This window comes from Vicingus serpentipes, assembly GCF_007993035.1.
GTDB lineage: Bacteria > Bacteroidota > Bacteroidia > Flavobacteriales_E > Vicingaceae > Vicingus > Vicingus serpentipes.
On sequence record NZ_VOOS01000005.1, the window covers coordinates 159,596 to 180,096 of the forward strand.

General features: G+C 32.0%; 17 protein-coding genes and 1 tRNA gene. 14 read left to right on the forward strand and 4 right to left on the reverse strand.

Going from position 1 to position 20,501, the window contains the following annotated elements:
• Positions 1-9 precede the first annotated feature (9 nt).
• Positions 10-876: a M23 family metallopeptidase gene (locus FRY74_RS11085; RefSeq protein ID WP_147101588.1), complete on the reverse strand. Its 867-nt coding sequence runs from the start codon at positions 874-876 to the stop codon at positions 10-12.
• 162 nt (positions 877-1,038) lie between these two features.
• Here FRY74_RS11085 and porW point away from each other — a divergent pair, with 162 nt between their 5' ends.
• The 9 genes from porW (at position 1,039) to atpG (ending at position 9,885) form a co-directional block, all read left to right on the forward strand.
• The gene (porW, locus tag FRY74_RS11090; protein ID WP_147101590.1) at positions 1,039-3,606 is read left to right on the forward strand and encodes a type IX secretion system periplasmic lipoprotein PorW/SprE; all 2,568 of its coding nucleotides are present in this window, start codon (positions 1,039-1,041) and stop codon (positions 3,604-3,606) included.
• Between the two features lie 65 nt (positions 3,607-3,671).
• Positions 3,672-4,073, forward strand: coding sequence for a bactofilin family protein (locus FRY74_RS11095; RefSeq protein WP_147101593.1), 402 nt, complete (start codon positions 3,672-3,674; stop codon positions 4,071-4,073).
• Entirely contained in the window at positions 4,033-4,275 is a 243-nt protein-coding gene (locus FRY74_RS11100) for an AtpZ/AtpI family protein (protein WP_147101596.1), read from the forward strand. The genes FRY74_RS11095 and FRY74_RS11100 overlap by 41 nt, the downstream gene beginning before the upstream one ends.
• 548 nt (positions 4,276-4,823) lie before the next feature.
• Entirely contained in the window at positions 4,824-5,942 is a 1,119-nt protein-coding gene (atpB, locus tag FRY74_RS11105; RefSeq protein ID WP_147101599.1) for a F0F1 ATP synthase subunit A, read from the forward strand.
• A 41-nt stretch (positions 5,943-5,983) separates the two neighbouring features.
• Positions 5,984-6,181 (forward strand): ATP synthase F0 subunit C, encoded by a 198-nt coding sequence (atpE, locus tag FRY74_RS11110; protein ID WP_147101602.1) that lies wholly within the window; start codon positions 5,984-5,986, stop codon positions 6,179-6,181.
• A gap of 78 nt (positions 6,182-6,259) precedes the next feature.
• Positions 6,260-6,760 carry a F0F1 ATP synthase subunit B gene (locus tag FRY74_RS11115; protein ID WP_147101605.1) on the forward strand — a complete coding sequence of 167 codons (501 nt, stop codon included), beginning with the start codon at positions 6,260-6,262 and terminating at the stop codon, positions 6,758-6,760.
• Positions 6,761-6,767: 7 nt separating this feature from the next.
• A complete protein-coding gene (gene atpH / locus FRY74_RS11120) occupies positions 6,768-7,322 on the forward strand; it encodes an ATP synthase F1 subunit delta (RefSeq protein ID WP_147101608.1) in 555 nt (184 codons plus the stop codon).
• Positions 7,323-7,357: 35 nt separating this feature from the next.
• The gene (gene atpA / locus FRY74_RS11125; RefSeq protein ID WP_147101611.1) at positions 7,358-8,938 is read left to right on the forward strand and encodes a F0F1 ATP synthase subunit alpha; all 1,581 of its coding nucleotides are present in this window, start codon (positions 7,358-7,360) and stop codon (positions 8,936-8,938) included.
• Between the two features lie 65 nt (positions 8,939-9,003).
• Positions 9,004-9,885 carry an ATP synthase F1 subunit gamma gene (atpG, locus tag FRY74_RS11130; protein WP_147101612.1) on the forward strand — a complete coding sequence of 294 codons (882 nt, stop codon included), beginning with the start codon at positions 9,004-9,006 and terminating at the stop codon, positions 9,883-9,885.
• A 126-nt stretch (positions 9,886-10,011) separates the two neighbouring features.
• Here atpG and FRY74_RS11135 read toward each other — a convergent pair whose 3' ends face one another.
• Positions 10,012-11,217 (reverse strand): acyl-CoA dehydrogenase family protein, encoded by a 1,206-nt coding sequence (locus FRY74_RS11135; RefSeq protein WP_147101615.1) that lies wholly within the window; start codon positions 11,215-11,217, stop codon positions 10,012-10,014.
• A 128-nt stretch (positions 11,218-11,345) separates the two neighbouring features.
• Between FRY74_RS11135 and FRY74_RS11140 the strand changes: the two genes are divergently transcribed.
• A complete protein-coding gene (locus tag FRY74_RS11140) occupies positions 11,346-11,921 on the forward strand; it encodes a T9SS type A sorting domain-containing protein (RefSeq protein WP_147101618.1) in 576 nt (191 codons plus the stop codon).
• Between the two features lie 106 nt (positions 11,922-12,027).
• Here the strand turns inward: FRY74_RS11140 and FRY74_RS11145 are convergent.
• Positions 12,028-12,100 (reverse strand) — tRNA-Met (locus FRY74_RS11145).
• Between the two features lie 84 nt (positions 12,101-12,184).
• On the opposite strand from FRY74_RS11145, the gene era reads away from it, so the two are divergent.
• Together era and der are read left to right on the forward strand one after the other, a co-directional pair.
• Complete coding sequence (era, locus tag FRY74_RS11150; RefSeq protein WP_189765267.1) at positions 12,185-13,066, forward strand: GTPase Era; 882 nt, start codon at positions 12,185-12,187, stop codon at positions 13,064-13,066.
• Positions 13,067-13,120: 54 nt separating this feature from the next.
• The gene (gene der / locus FRY74_RS11155) at positions 13,121-14,428 is read left to right on the forward strand and encodes a ribosome biogenesis GTPase Der (RefSeq protein WP_147101623.1); all 1,308 of its coding nucleotides are present in this window, start codon (positions 13,121-13,123) and stop codon (positions 14,426-14,428) included.
• Positions 14,429-14,473: 45 nt separating this feature from the next.
• Here der and FRY74_RS11160 read toward each other — a convergent pair whose 3' ends face one another.
• Positions 14,474-15,583: a T9SS type A sorting domain-containing protein gene (locus FRY74_RS11160; RefSeq protein ID WP_170228018.1), complete on the reverse strand. Its 1,110-nt coding sequence runs from the start codon at positions 15,581-15,583 to the stop codon at positions 14,474-14,476.
• A gap of 319 nt (positions 15,584-15,902) precedes the next feature.
• Here FRY74_RS11160 and FRY74_RS11165 point away from each other — a divergent pair, with 319 nt between their 5' ends.
• Together FRY74_RS11165 and FRY74_RS11170 are read left to right on the forward strand one after the other, a co-directional pair.
• Positions 15,903-16,220, forward strand: a complete 318-nt coding sequence (locus tag FRY74_RS11165) for a hypothetical protein (protein WP_147101629.1) — start codon at positions 15,903-15,905, stop codon at positions 16,218-16,220.
• Positions 16,221-16,222: 2 nt separating this feature from the next.
• Positions 16,223-20,500: a T9SS type B sorting domain-containing protein gene (locus FRY74_RS11170; RefSeq protein ID WP_147101631.1), complete on the forward strand. Its 4,278-nt coding sequence runs from the start codon at positions 16,223-16,225 to the stop codon at positions 20,498-20,500.
• Position 20,501: the final 1 nt, after the last annotated feature.

A 20,501-nucleotide genomic window follows, 5' to 3' on the forward strand; every position in this document is an offset into this window, starting at 1 on the left:
AATAATAGTTTAAAACACAATGTACTCTTGAGGATTTAAAGGAATGCCATTATACCATAATTCAAAATGTAAATGTGGTCCTGTAGATAGTTCTCCTGAATTCCCTACAATAGCTATAACATCTCCAGCTCTTACCTTATCTCCTTGTTTTTTATGTAACGAAGAATTATGCTTATAGATTGAAATTAAATTATTAGAATGTTGTAAATGAATCACATACCCTGTTTCTACTGTCCATTCTGCAAAAACTACCGTCCCATCCAATGTTGCCTTTATTGCTTCATTTTTAGGGGCAACTAAATCAACTCCAAAATGCTCTTCTTTTGGATTAAACTCATCTGTAATAATTCCTTTTATAGGGGTGAAAAATATGAAATTACTAATATCACTTGGCGTTCGTCCAGCAGATTTGAATAAATTATACTTTTCTTCTGTTTCTATCATCACCCTAAGCAATGAATCTTCTTCAATTGGATGATTTGATATATTTTTATAGTTTACTGTTGTGTCAACTACAATTGAATCGCTAAACTGTATTAATTCTCCTTGAATTATTTTATTAATATTTTCTATGTATTGTTCTTTTTGTTTTACTGCAGTTTCTAGAGAATCTACTTTTAATGAATTTTTAATTCCTTGACGGCGGATATTTACATCAGTATAGCCGGGAATAAATTCACGTAATGGAGTAAAAGCTATTATAATAATAACCAACACAACTAATAATAAAGAGCCAAAACCAACTATAGAAAATACATTTAATTGGGAAAGACGTACTGAAATCTTTTCTTCAAAAGTATCATCATTCAATATCACTAAACGATACTTATGCTTTAACTTCTGAAGTTTTTTCTTCTTTTTAATCCTGTTCTCCATAACGATATTAATAACACAAATATACCTATTACTTTAATCATAAAAAGTCATACACAATCTAATAACATTGATTTAAAAAAATATGAAGTAAATAAGTACTTTAGCGAATTAAATTTATACTAAAACAGAATTTATTCAGTTAATACCCCTTTATTAAAGGTTTTGAAGTTAAAATCACATATCATAATTGCTTTTTCTGCCCTACTTTTAGTTGGATGTTCTACTAAAAAAAATTCTTTTACTCGAAGAGCTTTCCATAATACCACTGCAAGGTATAATGGTTATTTCAACGCAAAAGAGATAATGAAAGCAAATGATTTAGCTCTAAGAGAAGAACATCAAGACGATTATTCTGAAATTCTACCCTTATTTATTTACCCTAGCGAAGACAAATCAAAAAATCTTTATCCAGATATGGATAAGATAATTGAGAAGACATCTGAAGTAATTGACAGACATTCTATTTATGTAAAAAAAGAAGAACACAATAGATGGATAGATGACAGTTACACCCTCATGGGAAAAGCTCGATTTTATAAATATGAGCACTATGTTGCTATTGAAATTTTTGAATATTTAGCTAAAGCTTATAACAAAAAACCAGAGAAAAATGCTGCATTAATTTGGTTAGCTCGTTGTCATATGGAGTTAAACGAAATGAACAAAGCTGAATCATATTTAAAATTAATGGAAGGAGGAAAAGCTCCTCCTGAAAAATACAATAGTGAATATAATGCATTATATGCTGATTATTTAATTCGAAAACATCAATATGATGACGCTATAGCAAAACTTGAAGAAGCATTAAAAACAACGAAAAAAAGAATTGATAAAAGACGATTTAACTATGTTTTAGCTCAACTTTGGTTAAAAAAGAAAGAATACGCTAAAGCTTCAGAAGTTTTTACAAAAGTGATAAAACTTCGCCCAAGATATGACATGATGTTTAACGCTCAAATTAGCAGAGCACTTTCTTTTGATGTTGGCGGAGAAGACAATAATGACATCAAAAAAATGCTGAACAAAATGTTAAAAGATGCTAAGAATAAAGAATTTTTAGATCAAATTTATTACGCATTAGCAGATATTGCTTTTAAAGAAGGAAATGAACCCCTTGGTATTGAATACCTTCAAAAATCAGCCGCCAGTAGTGTTAACAATCCAAAACAAAAAGCTTTAGCTTATTTACGTTTAGGAGAATTGTATTTCGACAAACCACTTTACGTTCCAGCTCAAGCTTATTATGATAGCTGTATTGCCGTTTTACCTGAAACATATAAGAACTATGATAACATTTTTGCAAGAAGTAAAGCATTAAGCAACTTAGTTGAAAAAATAAAGATTGTTGAAACTCAAGATAGTTTGCAAAGAATGGCAAATGACGAGGGATATCGTAATCAGGTAATAGATGAATTAATACAAAAAGAAAAAGACTTTGAAGCAGAACAAGCATTAATGGCTCAATACGCTGGAAATGATTTTGATTTAAGCAATACAAACTCTATAAACACTCAGTCAAACGGGAAATGGTATTTCTATAATCAAACAACACTAGGTTTTGGTTTTGCTGATTTTAAGAAAAATTGGGGAGATAGAAAACTTGAAGACAATTGGAGAAGAATAAATAAACAAACTACCATTTCGTTTGATGAAGATTTTTCTACTTCAACCGATTCTTTAAGCAATGATAGTATTCCCGAAAACCCGAAATTAACAAGCGAATATTACCTTAAATTTTTACCATTAGATGAGAAAAAAATGAATGCTTCTCACAACCAAATTATTGAAGCACTATATGCTCAAGGAAATATTTATCGTGAAGACTTTACTGATTATCCTCTCGCAACAAAAGCTTTTGAAACACTTTTAGAACGATATGACACCTGCAGATACAGACTTCCAACATGGTATAATTTATATCGTATTAGTCTTTTGATTAATGACGATGTGATGAAAGAGAAATACCGTAACTTAATTTTAAATAACTATCCTGAAAGTGAATATGCCCAAATAATTCAAGACCCAACCTACAACAAAGTAACAAGGGAAAATAGAAAACGTGTTGACAATTACTACAGCATTGTATATGAATATTATAAAGATGGAAAATATAGCACAGTTTTAACCCGATGTGAGAAAGCCAAAGCAATTTTTGCTGATAACCATATCAAAGAGAAATTTGACTTTATAGCGGCATTATCAATAGGCCACACTAGCCCTATCGATACTTTTAAAGTTGTTCTACAAAACATAATTGACCAGTACCCTGGAACTGATGAAGCTACTGAATCTCAAAACATTTTAAACTTAATTAAAAAAGGAATTAACATTGTTGAAGAGCCTAATAGCAGTGGAATAGTATATAATTATAATGCTGAAGACAAATATACTTTCGTTGCGGTTATCCCTTCTAGCGATAAAAAAACAAATAATTACAAAATCAATATTTCAAACTTTAATACAAAATATTTTAGCACAAAAACATTAAATGTAAATAGTATCTTTCTAAACGGATTAAATCAAATTATTACTGTTAAAGAATTAGAAAATGAAAAAGACGCTATAGATTACTTAAAAACATTTAAACTTAATCAAGATGAATTGACTGAGTTAAATGGAAAAAACTATCAATATTTTTTTATCTCTACAGAGAACTTTATAACATTTTACAAAGACAAAAATATTTTAACTTATCTTAACTACTTTAATAACCAGTATGAACTTGATTAAAATCGTTTTTTACTATATTTGTTCCCCAAAATACATTGAATATGTTTAACAAAAACTCTTCACAAATGGCAAAAACGAACGATACAGATGCTTCTGCAATCAATATTATAAGAAAAGGAACCGTTATTAAAGGTGACATCAGTTGCCAAGGAGACATAAGAATTGATGGAGAATTAAAAGGAAAACTAATTTCTGAAGGGAAAGTTGTTGTTGGTGCTACTGGTATAATTGATGGAGAAGTTACATGTAAAAATGCTGATATCTCAGGCACTTTAAATGCTGTTTTAAAAGTTAAAGAATTACTTCTATTAAAATCTACAGCCAACATAATTGGCGATATTAAAACAACTAAACTATCTATTGAACCAGGGGCTAACTTTACAGGCTCATGCAATATGGGAGGAGTTGTAAAAGGCATGAAAAATGATGAAAAACAACCAGCCTTCGAAGAAGCGCAAACCGCTTAATAATTATCTTCGATTTTCTGGAGTTGCTATTCAAATGGGAGCCATAATTGGACTAGGAGCATGGGGAGGTTCATCTCTTGATGCACATTATCATTTTACAACTAAATTATTCACAATTATTTTAACTCTTTTAGGAGTTGCCGCTTCTCTTTACCTTGTCATTAAAGAGGTAATAAATATGGGTAAAGACGATGATAAATAAAAAAATTACTTTTTCAGTTATTCTATTTGCTGCATGTATTTTTGGATTACATTATTTAATAAACTTCTTTATCTTAAGTCAGCCCATAGATATAAAGGTTTTATTAAAGATTAATTTCTTTGTTACTTTACTTACTATAGTTGTTTTAAACTCGCTTCAAGTAATAAAAATTAAATTTTCCGATAAAGTCGGTTTTGGGTACTTAGCATTTGTATTAATCAAAATGATAATTTCAGTTATATTTTTATTTCCATTCTTAAAAGAAAAAACTGAGAATATTAAATCAATAGTACTTTCATTCTTCATTATTTTCTTTATTCATCTATTTTTCGAAGCCTATTCTGTGATAAAAAGCTTAAAAGATGATGAAAAACAATTTTGAAAATAAATATTTTAATTTACTGAAATACTGTGGTTTACGTTTATTTTTTTTTAGAGTTTTAACTTAGAAGTGGAGATGCCAAATAAATATTTGAAAATACCTTGTCGAAATAGAATTATTAACTACATTTGCACCCAAATTTAAGAGGTAGGAATTTATAGTTGATATGCTTAAAAACAACACAATAAAATCAGTTCTTTTTGCACTTCTTACGTTAGTTTACGTAAGTTCTATTAATGCAGAAACAAGCCACGAGGCTGATGTAAATCATGAAGAAAATCATGAAGTAGCATCTGAAAAAGAAGGATACGATCCCATTCCAGTTATTATGCATCACATTGCAGATGCACATGATTGGCATTTCTTTGATTATAATGGACATTCATACTCAATGCCTTTACCAGTAATTCTTTGGACAGAGAATGGTTTGGTTACTTTTATGTCTAGTGAATTTCATCATGATGACTCAGGACATCATATCGTTGAAAAAAACGGTATGAATTTTGTGAAATCTCATGAGAAAATTTACCAATTAGAAGCTGGAGCAACAAAAGCAGAATTTGATGAGGCTCATCATATTTCAAATGGAGTACGTCCAATTGACTTATCGATTACAAAAAATATTTTCTCAATGCTAATGTCAGTGTTCATTATCTTGTTTGTTTTCTTAAAAACAGCTGGGCATTATGCTAAAAATGGTGCTGTTGCCCCAAAGGGAATTGCTTCTTTTATGGAGCCTATTATTGTTTTTGTTAGAGATGATATCGCTAAAATTAACATTGGAGAAAAAAAATACATGAAATTCATGCCTTACTTATTAACCGTATTTTTCTTTATATGGTTTAATAACTTATTAGGCTTAATTCCTTGGATTGGTGGAGCTAACTTAACAGGAAACATTGCTGTAACTTTAGTTTTAGCTACATTCACATTAATCATAACAAACATAAATGGAAATAAAGAATACTGGGGACACATCTTTTGGATGCCTGGTGCTCCTTGGCCAGTTAAAATTTTATTAATGCCTATTGAATTAGTTGGTGTTTTAACTAAACCATTTGCATTAATGATTCGTTTGTTTGCAAACATGACAGCAGGTCATATTGTTGTATTGAGTTTAATATCGTTGATATTTATATTTGAAAGCGTTGGAATGAGTGCTGTTTCAGTGCCATTTGCGTTATTCATTTCTGTATTAGAGCTTTTAGTAGCTTTCTTACAAGCATACGTGTTCACTATGTTATCTGCATTGTTCATCGGAACAGCAGTAGCAGAACACCATTAATAAGTAAATTAATTATTGTTTAACTAAATAAATTAGAAGTTATGTACGCAGCAATTGGAGCAGGTTTAGCAGTTATCGGTGCCGGATTAGGTATTGGTAGAATTGGTGGTTCAGCAATGGACGCTATCGCAAGACAACCAGAAGCTACTTCTAAGATTCAAACAGCTATGATTATTGCAGCTGCCCTTGTTGAGGGTGTTGCATTATTCGGTGTTGTTGTTGGTCTTATGGGGCTTTAAGAAAATCAGAAAGTACTCGCTACGGTTGGTAGCGAGTACTTCTTTTAAGAGTTAAATAAATAAAAATAAAAATATATTATGGACAATCCATTAGTAACCCCCGAACTTGGTCTTATAGTTTGGACAACTTTAGTTTTTTGCATTCTATTTTTCTTGCTTGCAAAATTTGCTTGGAAACCTATTTTAAAAGCGGTAAAAGATAGAGAGTCTTCAATCGAAGATGCGTTAAATGCAGCAGAAGAAGCTACACGAAAAATGTCTGAGTTAAAATCAGACAATGAAGCTCTTTTAAATAAAGCTAGAGCAGAAAGAGATGCGATGCTTAAAGAAGCAAGAGATGTAAAAGATAAAATTATCGCTGAAGCTAAAGCAAATGCTAATGTTGAAGGTGAAAAAATTATTGCTGCAGCAAAAGAAAGTATTAATCTTGAAAAATTAGCTGCAATTACTGAACTTAAAAATCAAGTAGCTACACTTTCAATTGAAATTGCTGAGAAAATTTTAAAAGAAGAATTATCTTCTGCAGATAAGCAAAAAGCTATTATTGACAACGTTGTTAAAGACATTAATCTAAACTAAAATTTAGATGAGAGATATAAAAGTTGCATCAAGATACGCCAAATCATTAATTGGTATTGCTATTGAACAAAACTCATTAGAAGAAGTATATAGTGATATGCTTTCTATTGATGCTGTTTGTACTGAGTCGCATGACCTAGTTGTAATGTTAAAAAGCCCTATTGTTAAATCTAATAAACAAGAAGCAATATTAAATGAAATTTTCACTTCAATAAATACTGTTTCTAAAGCTTTTATTAGAATTATAATTGCCAAAAAAAGAGCTGGTTTATTAGCTGATATTGCTAAAGCTTTTATTGAAGCATATAAGGTTCATAAAAACATAAAAACTGCATATGTAACATCTGCAATTTCATTAACAGCTGACCAAAAAACAAAAATTATAGCTCTTTTAAATAAGACTGATGATGCTACTATTGATTTACAAGAAATAGTTAATCCAGAAATTATTGGAGGTATGATTTTAAGAGTTGGTGATAGACAAGTTGATGAAAGTATAAAAAGAAAATTAACTAGCCTTGAATTAGAGTTTGATGATAACCCATATATCAAGGAGTTTTAATATAATATTTAATTAAGGAATAAAAAATAAATAAAATGGCCGAAGTAAAACCCGCAGAAGTATCAGCTATATTAAGAGAACAATTAGCTGGTTTTAAAACCGAAGCACAATTAGAGGAAGTAGGAACAGTACTTCAAGTTGGTGATGGTATTGCACGTATTTATGGACTTTCGCAAGTTCAAGCAGGAGAGTTAATCGAATTCGAAAATGGACTACAAGGAATTGTATTAAATTTAGAAGAAGATAACGTTGGTGCTGTACTTTTAGGATCATCTAAAGGTATTAGAGAAGGTGAAACAGCAAAAAGAACTAACAGAATTGCATCAATCAATGTTGGTGAAGGAATGTTAGGTCGTGTTGTTGATACACTTGGTAATCCTATTGATGGAAAAGGTCCTATTCAAGGTGATACTTACGAAATGCCTTTAGAAAGAAAAGCGCCAGGAGTATTATTTAGAGAGCCTGTTGCCGAACCACTTCAAACAGGTATTAAAGCTGTTGATGCTATGATTCCTGTTGGAAGAGGGCAAAGAGAGTTAGTAATTGGTGATAGACAAACTGGAAAAACTGCAGTATGTATAGATACTATTATTAATCAAAAAGAATTTTACGATGCAGGTAAACCTGTATTTTGTATATATGTTGCTACAGGACAAAAAGGTTCTACAGTAGCAGGGATTGTAAAAACATTAGAAGATGCTGGAGCAATGGCCTACACAGTTGTTGTTGCTGCAAATGCTTCTGATCCCTCTCCAATGCAATTTTACTCTCCTTTTGCAGGAGCGGCAATTGGAGAATTTTTTAGAGATACTGGTCGTCCAGCATTAATTGTTTATGATGATTTATCTAAACAAGCAGTAGCTTACCGTGAGGTTTCTTTATTATTAAGAAGACCACCAGGACGTGAAGCTTATCCAGGTGATGTATTCTACTTACACTCAAGATTATTAGAAAGAGCAGCAAAAGTTATTAATGTAGATAGCATTGCTCAAGAAATGAACGATTTACCAGAATCAATTAAGCATTTAGTAAAAGGTGGAGGTTCTTTAACGGCTTTACCAATTATTGAAACTCAAGCTGGTGACGTTTCTGCATATATTCCAACAAACGTAATTTCGATTACTGATGGACAAATTTTCTTAGATGGTGATTTATTTAACCAAGGTGTACGTCCAGCAATTAACGTAGGTATTTCTGTATCTCGTGTTGGTGGTAATGCTCAAATTAAATCGATGAAAAAAGTTGCAGGTACATTAAAATTAGACCAAGCACAATACAGAGAGCTTGAAGCATTCTCTAAATTTGGTTCTGACTTAGATGCTGCTACTATGTCTGTTTTAAATAAAGGTAAACGTAATGTTGAAATTTTGAAACAAGGTCAAAATGCTCCATTACCAGTAGAAAAGCAAGTTGCAATTATTTACCTAGGTACTAAAGGTCTAATCAATAGTGTTCCAGTAGAAAAAGTAAGAGAATTCGAAACTGAATTTTTGAGCTACATGGAAAACAAACACAGAGATGTTTTAGATTTATTGAAAGCAGGTAAATTTGATGATAACATTACATCAACTATAGAAAAAGCTGCATCTGAATTAACTGCAAAATATAAAGTTTAATATAACAATTTAGCACTGTATAAATTATTCAATTGCTACATCGTTAAATTGTTAAATTATTAAGAATGGCAAATTTAAAAGAAATAAGAAATAGGATTGTTTCTGTATCATCAACAAAGCAGATTACTTCTGCTATGAAGATGGTTTCTGCAGCAAAGCTTAAAAAAGCCCAAGATGCAATTACAGAAATGAGACCTTACTCTAATAAACTTCAAGAGATTCTTCAAAATGTAAGCGCAAGCTTAGATAATTCTGAAGGGATTTATTCTGAAGAGAGGGAAGTTAAAAATGTTCTTATAGTTGGTATTACCTCTAATAGAGGACTTTGTGGAGGTTTCAACAATAATGTGATTAAAATTGTTAAATCAATTGCTGCAGATGAACAAAAAAAAGGGGCTAATGTTACTGTTTTATCGATTGGTAAAAAAATTAACGACGCCTTTAAAAACTCAGAATTAGCAATTCAAGGTACATTATTACCAAGACATTTAGATTCTATTTGGGATGAATTAACTTATGATAATTCTTCTAAAATTGCAGATAAATTAATGACTCAGTTTACTGATCATCACCAAGATAAAATTGTTTTGGTTTACAATCAATTTAAAAATGCAGCTGTACAAGATGTTCAAAGAGAACAATTTTTACCAATAGTTGCTACTGCATCAGAAGACAATTCTTCAGCTACAGATTATTTATATGAACCTGATAAAAAAGAAATTTTAGATGACTTAATTCCTAAGTCATTAAAAACTCAATTTTTTAAGGCTTTATTAGATTCTCAAGCCTCTGAACATGGAGCAAGAATGACAGCAATGCATAAAGCAACTGATAATGCTTCTGATTTGATTGATGATCTTAAATTAATCTACAACAAAGCTAGACAAGCAGCAATTACTAATGAAATTTTAGAAATTGTTGGTGGTGCTGAAGCATTAAAAAACTAAAATAACAACTGTTATATATTAAAAAAAGACTTACCAATTGGTAAGTCTTTTTTATTTGACATTATAAAAACAAAAAAAGCCCGAAAAGGACTTCTTTTCGGGCTTCTAATAATTTATTTTAGAAAATTATAATCCTTCTAGTTGAGTTCCATCATTTTTAAAAGCACTAATTCCTGTAACATCCATACCTGTAATTAACAAGTGAATATCATGAGTACCTTCATAAGTAACTACTGATTCTAAATTTGCCATGTGACGCATAATCGGATATTCCCCGGTAATACCCATTCCACCATGCATTTGACGAGCTTCTCTTGCTACTTTTAAAGCCATATCAACGTTGTTTCGCTTTGCCATAGATATTTGAGCAGACGTTGCTTTACCTTCGTTTCTAAGCACTCCTAGACGCCAAGTTAATAATTGAGCTTTAGTAATTTCAGTAATCATTTCTGCTAACTTTTTTTGAGTTAATTGGAATGAAGCGATAGGCACTCCAAACTGAATTCTCTCTTTAGTATAGCGTAAAGCAGAATCATAACAATCCATTGCTGCACCAATAGCTCCCCATGCAATACCATAACGAGCAGAATCTAAACATCCAAGAGGCGCTCCTAATCCACTTTTATTTGGTAATAAATTTTCTTTAGGAACTTTTACATTATCAAAGACTAACTCCCCAGTTATACTTGCTCTTAATGACCATTTGTCATGAGTTTCAGGAGTTGTAAATCCTTCCATTCCTCTTTCAACAATTAATCCATGGATTCTACCCTCTTCATTCTTTGCCCATACAACAGCAACATCTGCAATTGGAGCATTAGTAATCCACATTTTAGCACCATTTAATAAATAATGGTCGCCCATATCTTTAAAGTTGGTTACCATTCCACTAGGATTTGAACCATGATCTGGCTCTGTTAATCCAAAACAGCCCATAAATTCACCAGTAGCTAGTTTAGGAAGGTATTTCATTCTTTGTTCTTCGTTACCATATTTCCATATAGGATACATTACTAACGAACTTTGAACTGAAGATGTTGAACGTACACCAGAATCACATCTTTCTAATTCTTGCATAATTAAACCATACGAAATTTGGTCTAACCCTGGGCCACCATATTCTTCTGGAATATATGGACCAAAACCACCAACCTCAGCTAATCCAGGTATAATTTGTTTTGGAAATTCTGCACGCTGTGCGTAATCTTCAATAATTGGAGAAACATCCTTTTTAATCCATGCACGAACTGTATCTCTAATTAATTTATGTTCTTCTGTTAATAGCTCATCTAAATTGAAATAATCTGGAGCTTGAAATCTATCGTCAGCCATATTTTTTTGTTAAAATTGAACCACAAAAATAGCTATATTTATTAAAGTTTAAAACAATTAAAGAGATTCAAAAAATCGATTTATACATTTATAATGTATATTTATCACTTAACTAAAAAATAACACCTATGAAAAAACTATTATTATCTTCCTTCTTATTAGCTTCTACATTAATTTTTGCTCAAACAAAACATACTGTTATCATCGAAAACTTTAGTTTTACTCCAGCAAATCTATTAATTAGTCAAGGCGACACAGTTGTTTTTGATAATGTTCAAGGGTTTCACTCTATAGATGGATCACAATCAACGTACCCTTTAAATCCTGAAGGTTTTAGTAATGCTAATGCAAGTGCTCCTTGGACTTTTACACATGTTTTTAATACAGCTGGAGACTATGATTATCGTTGTGGTGTTCATACTGGATCAATGTTCGGAACTATAACCGTTAACACTTCTACTTCGGTAAAGGAGACCACTTCACTATCGTCTAATTCATATCCTAACCCAACAACTGGTGTTATTTATTTATCAAAAAATAAAACTTACACTCAGATTGAAGTTTTAAATAATATCGGTAAAGTTGTTTTAACAAAAAACTTTCCTCAAGGAAATATAGATGTCACAAAATTGGCAACAGGAACTTATTTTATGAGGTTATATACAAAGGAAGGCTCAACAACTGAAAAAATAATTGTACAATGATTCTTTTATATAAATACACTTAAGATTTTCATTTCAAGTGTATTTATTTCTACGACATCTTTTTGCAAATAAAAAAAGCTCCAGATTTCTCTGAAGCTTTTCGGTGTAGCGGGGGCCCGACTCGAACGGACGACCTTCGGGTTATGAGCCCGATGAGCTACCAACTGCTCTACCCCGCGATATATTGTTTACTAATTGTATCTCGTTTAAAGGAATGCAAATATAATATTTTGTTTCTTTGCAATCCAAACTTTTACGAAAAAATAATGCATAAATCTGGATTCGTTAATATTATAGGCAACCCAAATGTAGGTAAGTCCACGCTAATGAACGCTTTAGTGGGAGAAAGACTATCTATAATAACTTCAAAAGCACAAACTACTCGACACCGAATTCTAGGAATTGTAAACGATGATGACCATCAAATTGTGTTTTCTGATACTCCAGGAGTATTAGAACCTGCATATAAAATGCAAGAAAGCATGATGACTTTCGTAAAATCTGCCTTAACTGATGCAGATGTGATTTTATTTATGGTTGAAGTAAAAGAAAATAAGTTTAAGGATGAAAACATATTAAATAGCCTTAAAAAAACAGACACTCCTATCATTTTATTAATCAATAAAATTGATGAAGTTGACCAAGCATTTTTAGAAAGCAAAGTTGATTTTTGGAAAGCCGAAATACCTAAAGCCGAAATTTATCCGCTTTCGGCATTACACAATTTTAATATTGAAAACATTTTTGCACGTATAAAAGAACTTTTGCCTGAAGGAGAACCGTTTTATGATAAAGATGCTTTGACTGACAAACCCGAAAAGTTTTTTGTTTCCGAGATTATTCGAGAAAAAATACTACTCAACTATAAAAAAGAAGTGCCTTACTCTTGCGAAGTAATTATTGAAGAGTTTAAAGAAAAAGAAGATATAATACACATCAGAGCCAATATTATTGTTGCTCGAGATTCTCAAAAAGGAATATTAATTGGTCATCAAGGAAAAGAGTTAAAAAAAGTTGGGACGTTAGCTCGTAAAGACATTGAAACATTTTTTGCTAAAAAAGTTTTCTTAGAACTTTATGTAAAAGTGAATAAAGATTGGCGAAATGATGACAATATGCTTAAACGTTTTGGCTACAATCATTAAATTGATATAATAGCACAGTTAAAGTTGTACCTTTGCAAAATCTAAAATCAGAACATGAGTAATATTGTAGCAATAGTAGGAAGACCAAACGTAGGAAAATCTACTCTTTTTAATAGACTAACAGAGAGCAGACAAGCAATTGTTGATGAATCGAGTGGAGTAACAAGAGACCGTCATTATGGTCTAGTTGATTGGAATGGAAGACAATTTACGTTGATTGATACTGGTGGTTACATTAAAGGTTCTGATGATATTTTTGAAGATGAAATTCGAAAGCAAGTTATTATTGCGATCGAAGAAGCAGATTTAATAATTTTTGTGGTAGATGTTACCTTAGGAATAACTGACCTAGACCAACAGGTTGCTAACGTTTTAAGACGCGCAAACAAAAAAATCTTATTGGTTTCAAACAAAGTTGATAATACCTCTCGTATTCCTGATTCTAGTGTTTTTTACGGATTAGGTATAAGCGATGAAATATATAATGTATCTTCAGTTAGTGGAAGTGGAACAGGAGAATTACTAGACGAAGTCGTTAATAATTTGGAGGAAAAGCCTGAAGAAAATGATGACGATTTGTTAAGACTAGCAATTGTTGGACGTCCAAATGTTGGAAAATCATCTTTACTAAATGGTTTAATTGGTGTAGATAGAAATATTGTGACTAACATCGCAGGAACAACTAGAGATGCAATTTCAACTCGATATACAGCGTATGGTTTTGACATGAAGTTGATTGATACAGCTGGTCTTAGAAAGAAAGTAAAAGTAAATGAAGATTTAGAGTTTTATTCTGTGATGCGTACAATTCGCGCCATAGAAAACTCTGATGTTTGCCTATTAATGATTGAAGCTACCGAAGGTATCATGACTCAAGACATGAACATCTTTAGTTTGATTTTAAAAAATAAAAAAGGACTTGTTGTTCTTGTAAATAAGTGGGATTTAATAGATAAAGAAACGAACACTGCAAAAGAATTTGAAGCAGCTATTAGACAAAGAATGTCTCCATTTACAGATGTGCCTATTATATTTACTTCTGTAACCAATAAGCAACGTATTTTTAAAGCTTTAGAAGAGGTTGTAAAAGTTTATGAAAATAGAGTTAAAAAAATACCTACTTCAAAACTTAACGAAGTAATGTTAGATATAATAACAAGAAATCCACCACCAGCCGTAAAAGGAAAATACATTAAAATTAAGTTTGTAAGTCAACTACCTACTCACACTCCAACATTTGCTTTCTATTGTAATTTACCTCAATACATTAAAGAACCTTATAAACGGTTTTTAGAAAATAAATTGAGAGAAAATTTTGATTTTACTGGAGTTCCTATTCAGTTATTTATGAGGAAAAAATAAAAAAAGTCCAATCAAATGATTGGACTTTTTTTATGGAACCAGGTCTTAGTCTTTAATCACTTTTTTAGAAAATATAGAAAAATTAGTAGTAACCTGAAGAATATATATTCCTTTATTGAGTTCTGATATATCTATCGAATTTAAATTCCCAATTGCAGTTTTAATGAGTTTGCCTTGTAAATCGAATAATGAAATACTTTCTATCTCATCTTTAGCAGATATATTTAATAAAGCATTGGCAGGAATAGGATAAACCTTGAACTCTTCATAATTTGAATAGTTGTTTAATGAAGTAAAAATTCCACAATTATTTTCAAATTCAGCAACTGTATTAGGTTGGTTTGATGTGTTCGTTAAATTATTGGCTGCTTCATCATCGTTTTTGAATTCACTCAACATCCAGCTCACCAAAAAATGCCTAATTGTAGCTGTTGCATCGGCTCTCCCTATAGAACCAACGGGTTGGCTAGCTAGCACATAATCTCCAAATCCTCCGTGATCTAGACCATCGATATTTACATATGTTTTACAAGATGAACTCGAAAACTTATCCCATCCTTCTTTATTTGATGTTGGATCATTCTCTCCTGCAGCCATAGTTAATACTTTACCGGCATAATTGGAAACATTGTGAGCTCCCAAACCAAAAATACCTCCACTTGGATATGAATCCATAAAAACAATTCCACTTATTTCAGTAGGTCGGTTAACTAACAAAGCCGAAGCATTAACCCCTCCATTTGAATGGCCTCCAATAATAAGCGTTGTAGGATCTGCATAAGAACTAAGCCAATGACTTTGATTTGAAACTTCTGATTTAAACCAATCATGAGCAGCAGTAAAAGACCCTCCGTTTGGAAAACCCGCTTGAGAATCATCTATTACAATTACAACAAACCCATAAGAAGCTATATGCTTCATAAACAAGTCGTAAGTATGTCTATTAATAACTGAACTCCCAACTGAATTTGCTCCCAACTGAAACATAAATACAGGATAATTTCCTTGATTTTGAGGACGATATATTAATAAAGGTACTGAAATAGCCGTCATATCTGAATCTGATACAACTGTATAAGAACCATCAGCTAAATATGGGCTGCTTTGCGGGTTTATTTGGCCTTTTGAATTACTAAACCAAAAAGTAACGAGCATAATAATAAGTAAACATCTTTTCATCATTGAATATTTTTGAATTTAAACACCAATATTAAATATGTAAATACTCATAAAAAACGCTCGTATTTAGGCTTTAATCAGATAAAAAAACCAGCTTATTATCTCTTGACAGAAAGTGTTAATAATTGTCTGTATTGTAGTTTATAGTAATACTAAATTTTGGATTTGGCATCAACCCAAAAAATAAAACACACTAAAAAAATATAATCGAAACAATATTTTTTTGATTGGTGTCTATTAAGTTGTTAAATTTATCTGCTTTTAGCATATTTTAATTAAAAAAATATTCGTTCTTATGTTTAAAATTCTAATACCTATATTGTTACTTTTTACTTATTATACAAGTAATGCCCAAGAGATTGCTAAAGAAAGAGTTACAACTTACTCTTTTAACATTAACAAACTAAAAACTCAGGACCAAGTTACCGCTATTGAATCATCAGTTAAATTGCTGGACAACGTTACCAATTGCAATTTAGATTGGCTGAACTATAAAATGACTGTAAAAGTTTATGAGGGTGGAACAAAAGGATATTTTTCAATGGAAAAATTAAAAGCCATTCTACTTGAAAATAAAGCCGCTTTAAAATCATTCACTAAAGAATCTAAATAATTATGATAAAATATTTTACTCTTTTATCAATTGCGTTTTTATTCTCTATACTTCTATACTCACAATCAGACGAATGTTTAAATGCTGTTGTAATTAACCCTACTTTCACTACTTGTTCATTTCAAGCAGGCTCCTCTGCTAATGCAACTGAATCACTACCATCATGCTCTGGGGGAGGAAATGCAGATGATGATGTTTGGTATACGTTTGTTGCTAATAGTACAAACATGACTATTACAGTTGACCCTACTACAGGATATGACGCTGTAATTCAACTATATACTGGCACTTGTGGATCACTGACTTCAATTCAATGCGAAGATGTAAATGGCCCTAACGGAGATGAAGTTTTAAGTAATCAAACACTTACAATTGGAAACACATATTTTATTCGGGTTTATAATTATAGTGCAGGATGGGGCTCAGCAACCTTTAATATTTGTGTTACAGGACTAGCTCCTCCAATAAACGATACGCCATGTAATGCTTATGCTTTATCTACAGTTACACCTTCTTGTAATTTTGAAATTTACACCAATTCAGGAGCAGGTAATTCTTCAGTTCCAACTCCTTCTGGATGTGGAGGTTCAACTCCTTTTGATGGAGGTTATTTAGGAAGTGATGTTTGGTTCTCTGTTATAGTACCAGCAAGTGGAGAACTCGATATTCATACACTATCAGTTGATTTTGCAGACGGAGCAATGGCTTTATATTCTGGTGCTTGTGGTGCATTAACATTAGTAGAATGTGATGATGATGGCGAGCCTGGGGATGGCATTCTTATGCCTCATATTTATGCAACTGGATTAACCCCTGGAGCAACAATGTATATTCGCGTTTGGGAATATGACAACGATAATAATGGGCAGTTTGGTATTTGTGTATCAACTCCTGACAATGACGATTGTGCTAACTCTCAAGAGATTTGTGATTTAAATGGATATGGAGGAATTACAAGTAGTGCATATACAGTAGATTTTCCAAGTAACATGACTGGTACTGGTCAAAATGGTATTGCTAACTCCAATCCTACAGCTCCTTTCGGTCAAGGCTATGGAGGAGTTTCTCCAGTACAAATAGACAATAATAGTTGGTTAACTTTTACTGCTGATGCAACAACCGCTGAATTGTTTGTTCAAGTAAACTATTGCTCTAATGGAAATGGAATGCAAATGCAAATATTTAGCGGGACTAATTGTACCAATTTCACTGCAGTATCTACTTTTTTAGAAACAACAAATTCTCAAACTATTACAGCAAGTGGGTTAACTCCTGGCAACCAATATTATATTATGATTGATGGTTTTGCAGGAGACATCTGTTCATATACTATTTCCGCTACAAGCGGAGTACAAGTTGTCGAAATAACTTCAACAAAAACGAATATTTGTTTGGGAGATACTGCTTCACTTGATGCTGAAGTGACTGGTACTGGATCTTATACATATACATGGAGTTCAACTCCTGCTGGTTTAAGTAGTTCATCTCCCTCTGTTAACGTTAATCCTAGTCAAAACACGCTTTATACCGTTGACATTACAGGAGTTTGTGGCTCAGTTTCAACTGCAAATTTATATGTTACAGTAAACCCTTTACCTACTGTTAATATTACCGCTTCTGACACTGAAATATGTTTAAACCAAGTGATTAGTTTAAACGGAAATGTTTCGAGTGGAACAGCTCCTTTTACTCATCTTTGGTCAGGAAACGGACAACCTTTCTTAAATACATCATCAAGTGAAACGCCCAATTTTAATGGTAGTACCGATGGAGATTATACACTTTTATATGAATTAACCGACACAATTGGATGTACAACTTCGGATAGTATAATCCTAAAAGTAAATCCCATACCTTTTATTACTATTTCTGGTATAGATAGCATTTGTAATGGTGACACCACTTTACTTGTTGCTTCTGGCGGAACTTCATTTTTATGGAGCAACACCTCAACTAATGATTCTATTTTCGTGTCTCCAACAAGTGATACCAATTATAGTATAACTGTTACTGATAGTAATAGTTGTAATAATTCTGGCAATATTGACGTAATCGTAAATCCTTTACCAAATCCATCTATTTCAGGGACATTAATTATTTGCCAAGGAAATTCTACTTCATTAACTGCAAGTGGAGGAAATACTTACAGTTGGAGTACAGGAGATACTTCAGCTACTATAAATATTACTCCAATAACAGACAGCAGTTATACGGTTACAGCTATAAATGCAAATGGGTGTTTTGATACAACGAGCGTAACTGTTCAGGTTAATCCTAAACCAACAGCAAGCTTATCAGGTATTGATACGATTTGTATAGGAAATAGCACTACTCTATTTGCAAATGGTGGCAATTCTTATACTTGGAATAATGGTTCAACATTAGATTCTTTAATTGTTTCACCAACTAATGATTCAATTTTCTCAGTTGTTGCAAATATAAATAGCTGTTTAGATACGGCTTATTATACGGTTGTAGTAAATTCACTTCCTATTCCAATTATTACAGGAATTGATACGATTTGTAATGGCGAATTAACAACATTAACTGCTTCTGGCGGCATTTCTTATTCTTGGAATACAGGAAGTACAAATGATTCTATAATAGTTTCTCCATCTCTGGATTCTACTTATTCCGTTACAATTACTGATGTTAATAATTGTAGTAATTCTACCAATATCAATGTAGTTGTAAATACTTTACCAAATCCTACAATCAATGGCTCTTCATTAATTTGTAGTGGAAGCTCTACAACATTAACTGCATCAGGAGGAACTTCTTATTTATGGAATAATGGAGCTTCAACTCCAGACATTACAGTCTCTCCAATAATAGATTCAACGTATATAGTTACAGTTTCCAATGCAAACAATTGTTCTGATACGGTTTCTACAACAGTTCAAGTAGTAAGCAATCCTAACGGATTAATTACCTCAAGTAATGGTTCAAATTTCTTATGTATTGGAAATGCCACAACATTATCTGCTTCTGGTGGTGGAGCTTATACTTGGAACAATGGTTCTACACTCGATTCTTTAGTTGTTTCACCAATTTTAGATTCAACATACTCTGTAATAGTAAATATTGGTGGTTGTGTCGATACAGCTTATTTTGCAATAACTGTAAATTCATTACCTATAATTAATTTTAGTGGCGTTGATACTATTTGTGATGGTGAATCGACCACACTAACTGCTTCTGGAGGCACTTCTTATTTATGGAATACTGGAAGTACAAATGATTCCATAGTAGTTTCTCCAACAACAAATACAACTTATAATGTTGTTGCTACTGATGTAAACAATTGTTCAAATTCAGCGATTATTGATGTTGTTGTAAATAACTTACCGACAATAACTATTTCAAGCTCTCAAAACGATACCATTTGCGAAGGTCAAACTTCAACACTTGCAGCAAATGGTGCAAATAGTTATGAATGGAGTACAACAGAATTAACTCCATCAATAGATGTGAGTCCTACTGTAAATACAACTTATAATGTAGAGGGTACAAATACAAATGGGTGTAAAAACACTGCTAGTTTTACATTAAACGTAGCTACACAACCAACTGCTTCAATAATGGGTATAACAGAAATTTGTGAAAATGGAGAAACTACATTAACTGCTTCAGGAGGCTTAACCTATCTATGGAGTAACACTGAAATAACACCTTCAATAACTGTTTCTCCTTCAGATACGACTGTTTACTCGGTAGTTAGCATTATTAATTCATGTGTTAGTGATACTGCTAAAATCACAGTAAATGTAATTCTTAATCCTTCAATAAATGCTTATAGTGATACCCTGATTAATTTAGGTCAATCTGTACAACTATTAGTACAAGGAGATGCTCCTTTTTTATGGTCTCCTACAAATGATTTATCATGTATAACTTGTGAAAATCCAGTTGCTACACCAACAGAAACAACAGTTTATTGTGCTGAAGTTACTATAAATAATTGTTCTAGTTCAGCATGTGTAACGGTGGAAGTTGAAAATATTTGTGGGGAACTATTTGTACCAGATGCTTTTTCTCCTAATAATGATGGCAACAACGATTGCTTAAAAGTATATAGTAATTGTTTGGACGAAGTATTGTTTAGGGTATATTCTCGTTGGGGAGAATTAATTTATGAATCTACCGAAATTAATGGGTGCTGGGACGGAACATACCACGGCAAAGAATTAAATAGTGGTGCTTATGCATATACCGTAAAAGCTTTATTGGTTAATGGTGTGGAAGTTGATATTAAAGGAAATACAACATTATTTAAATAAG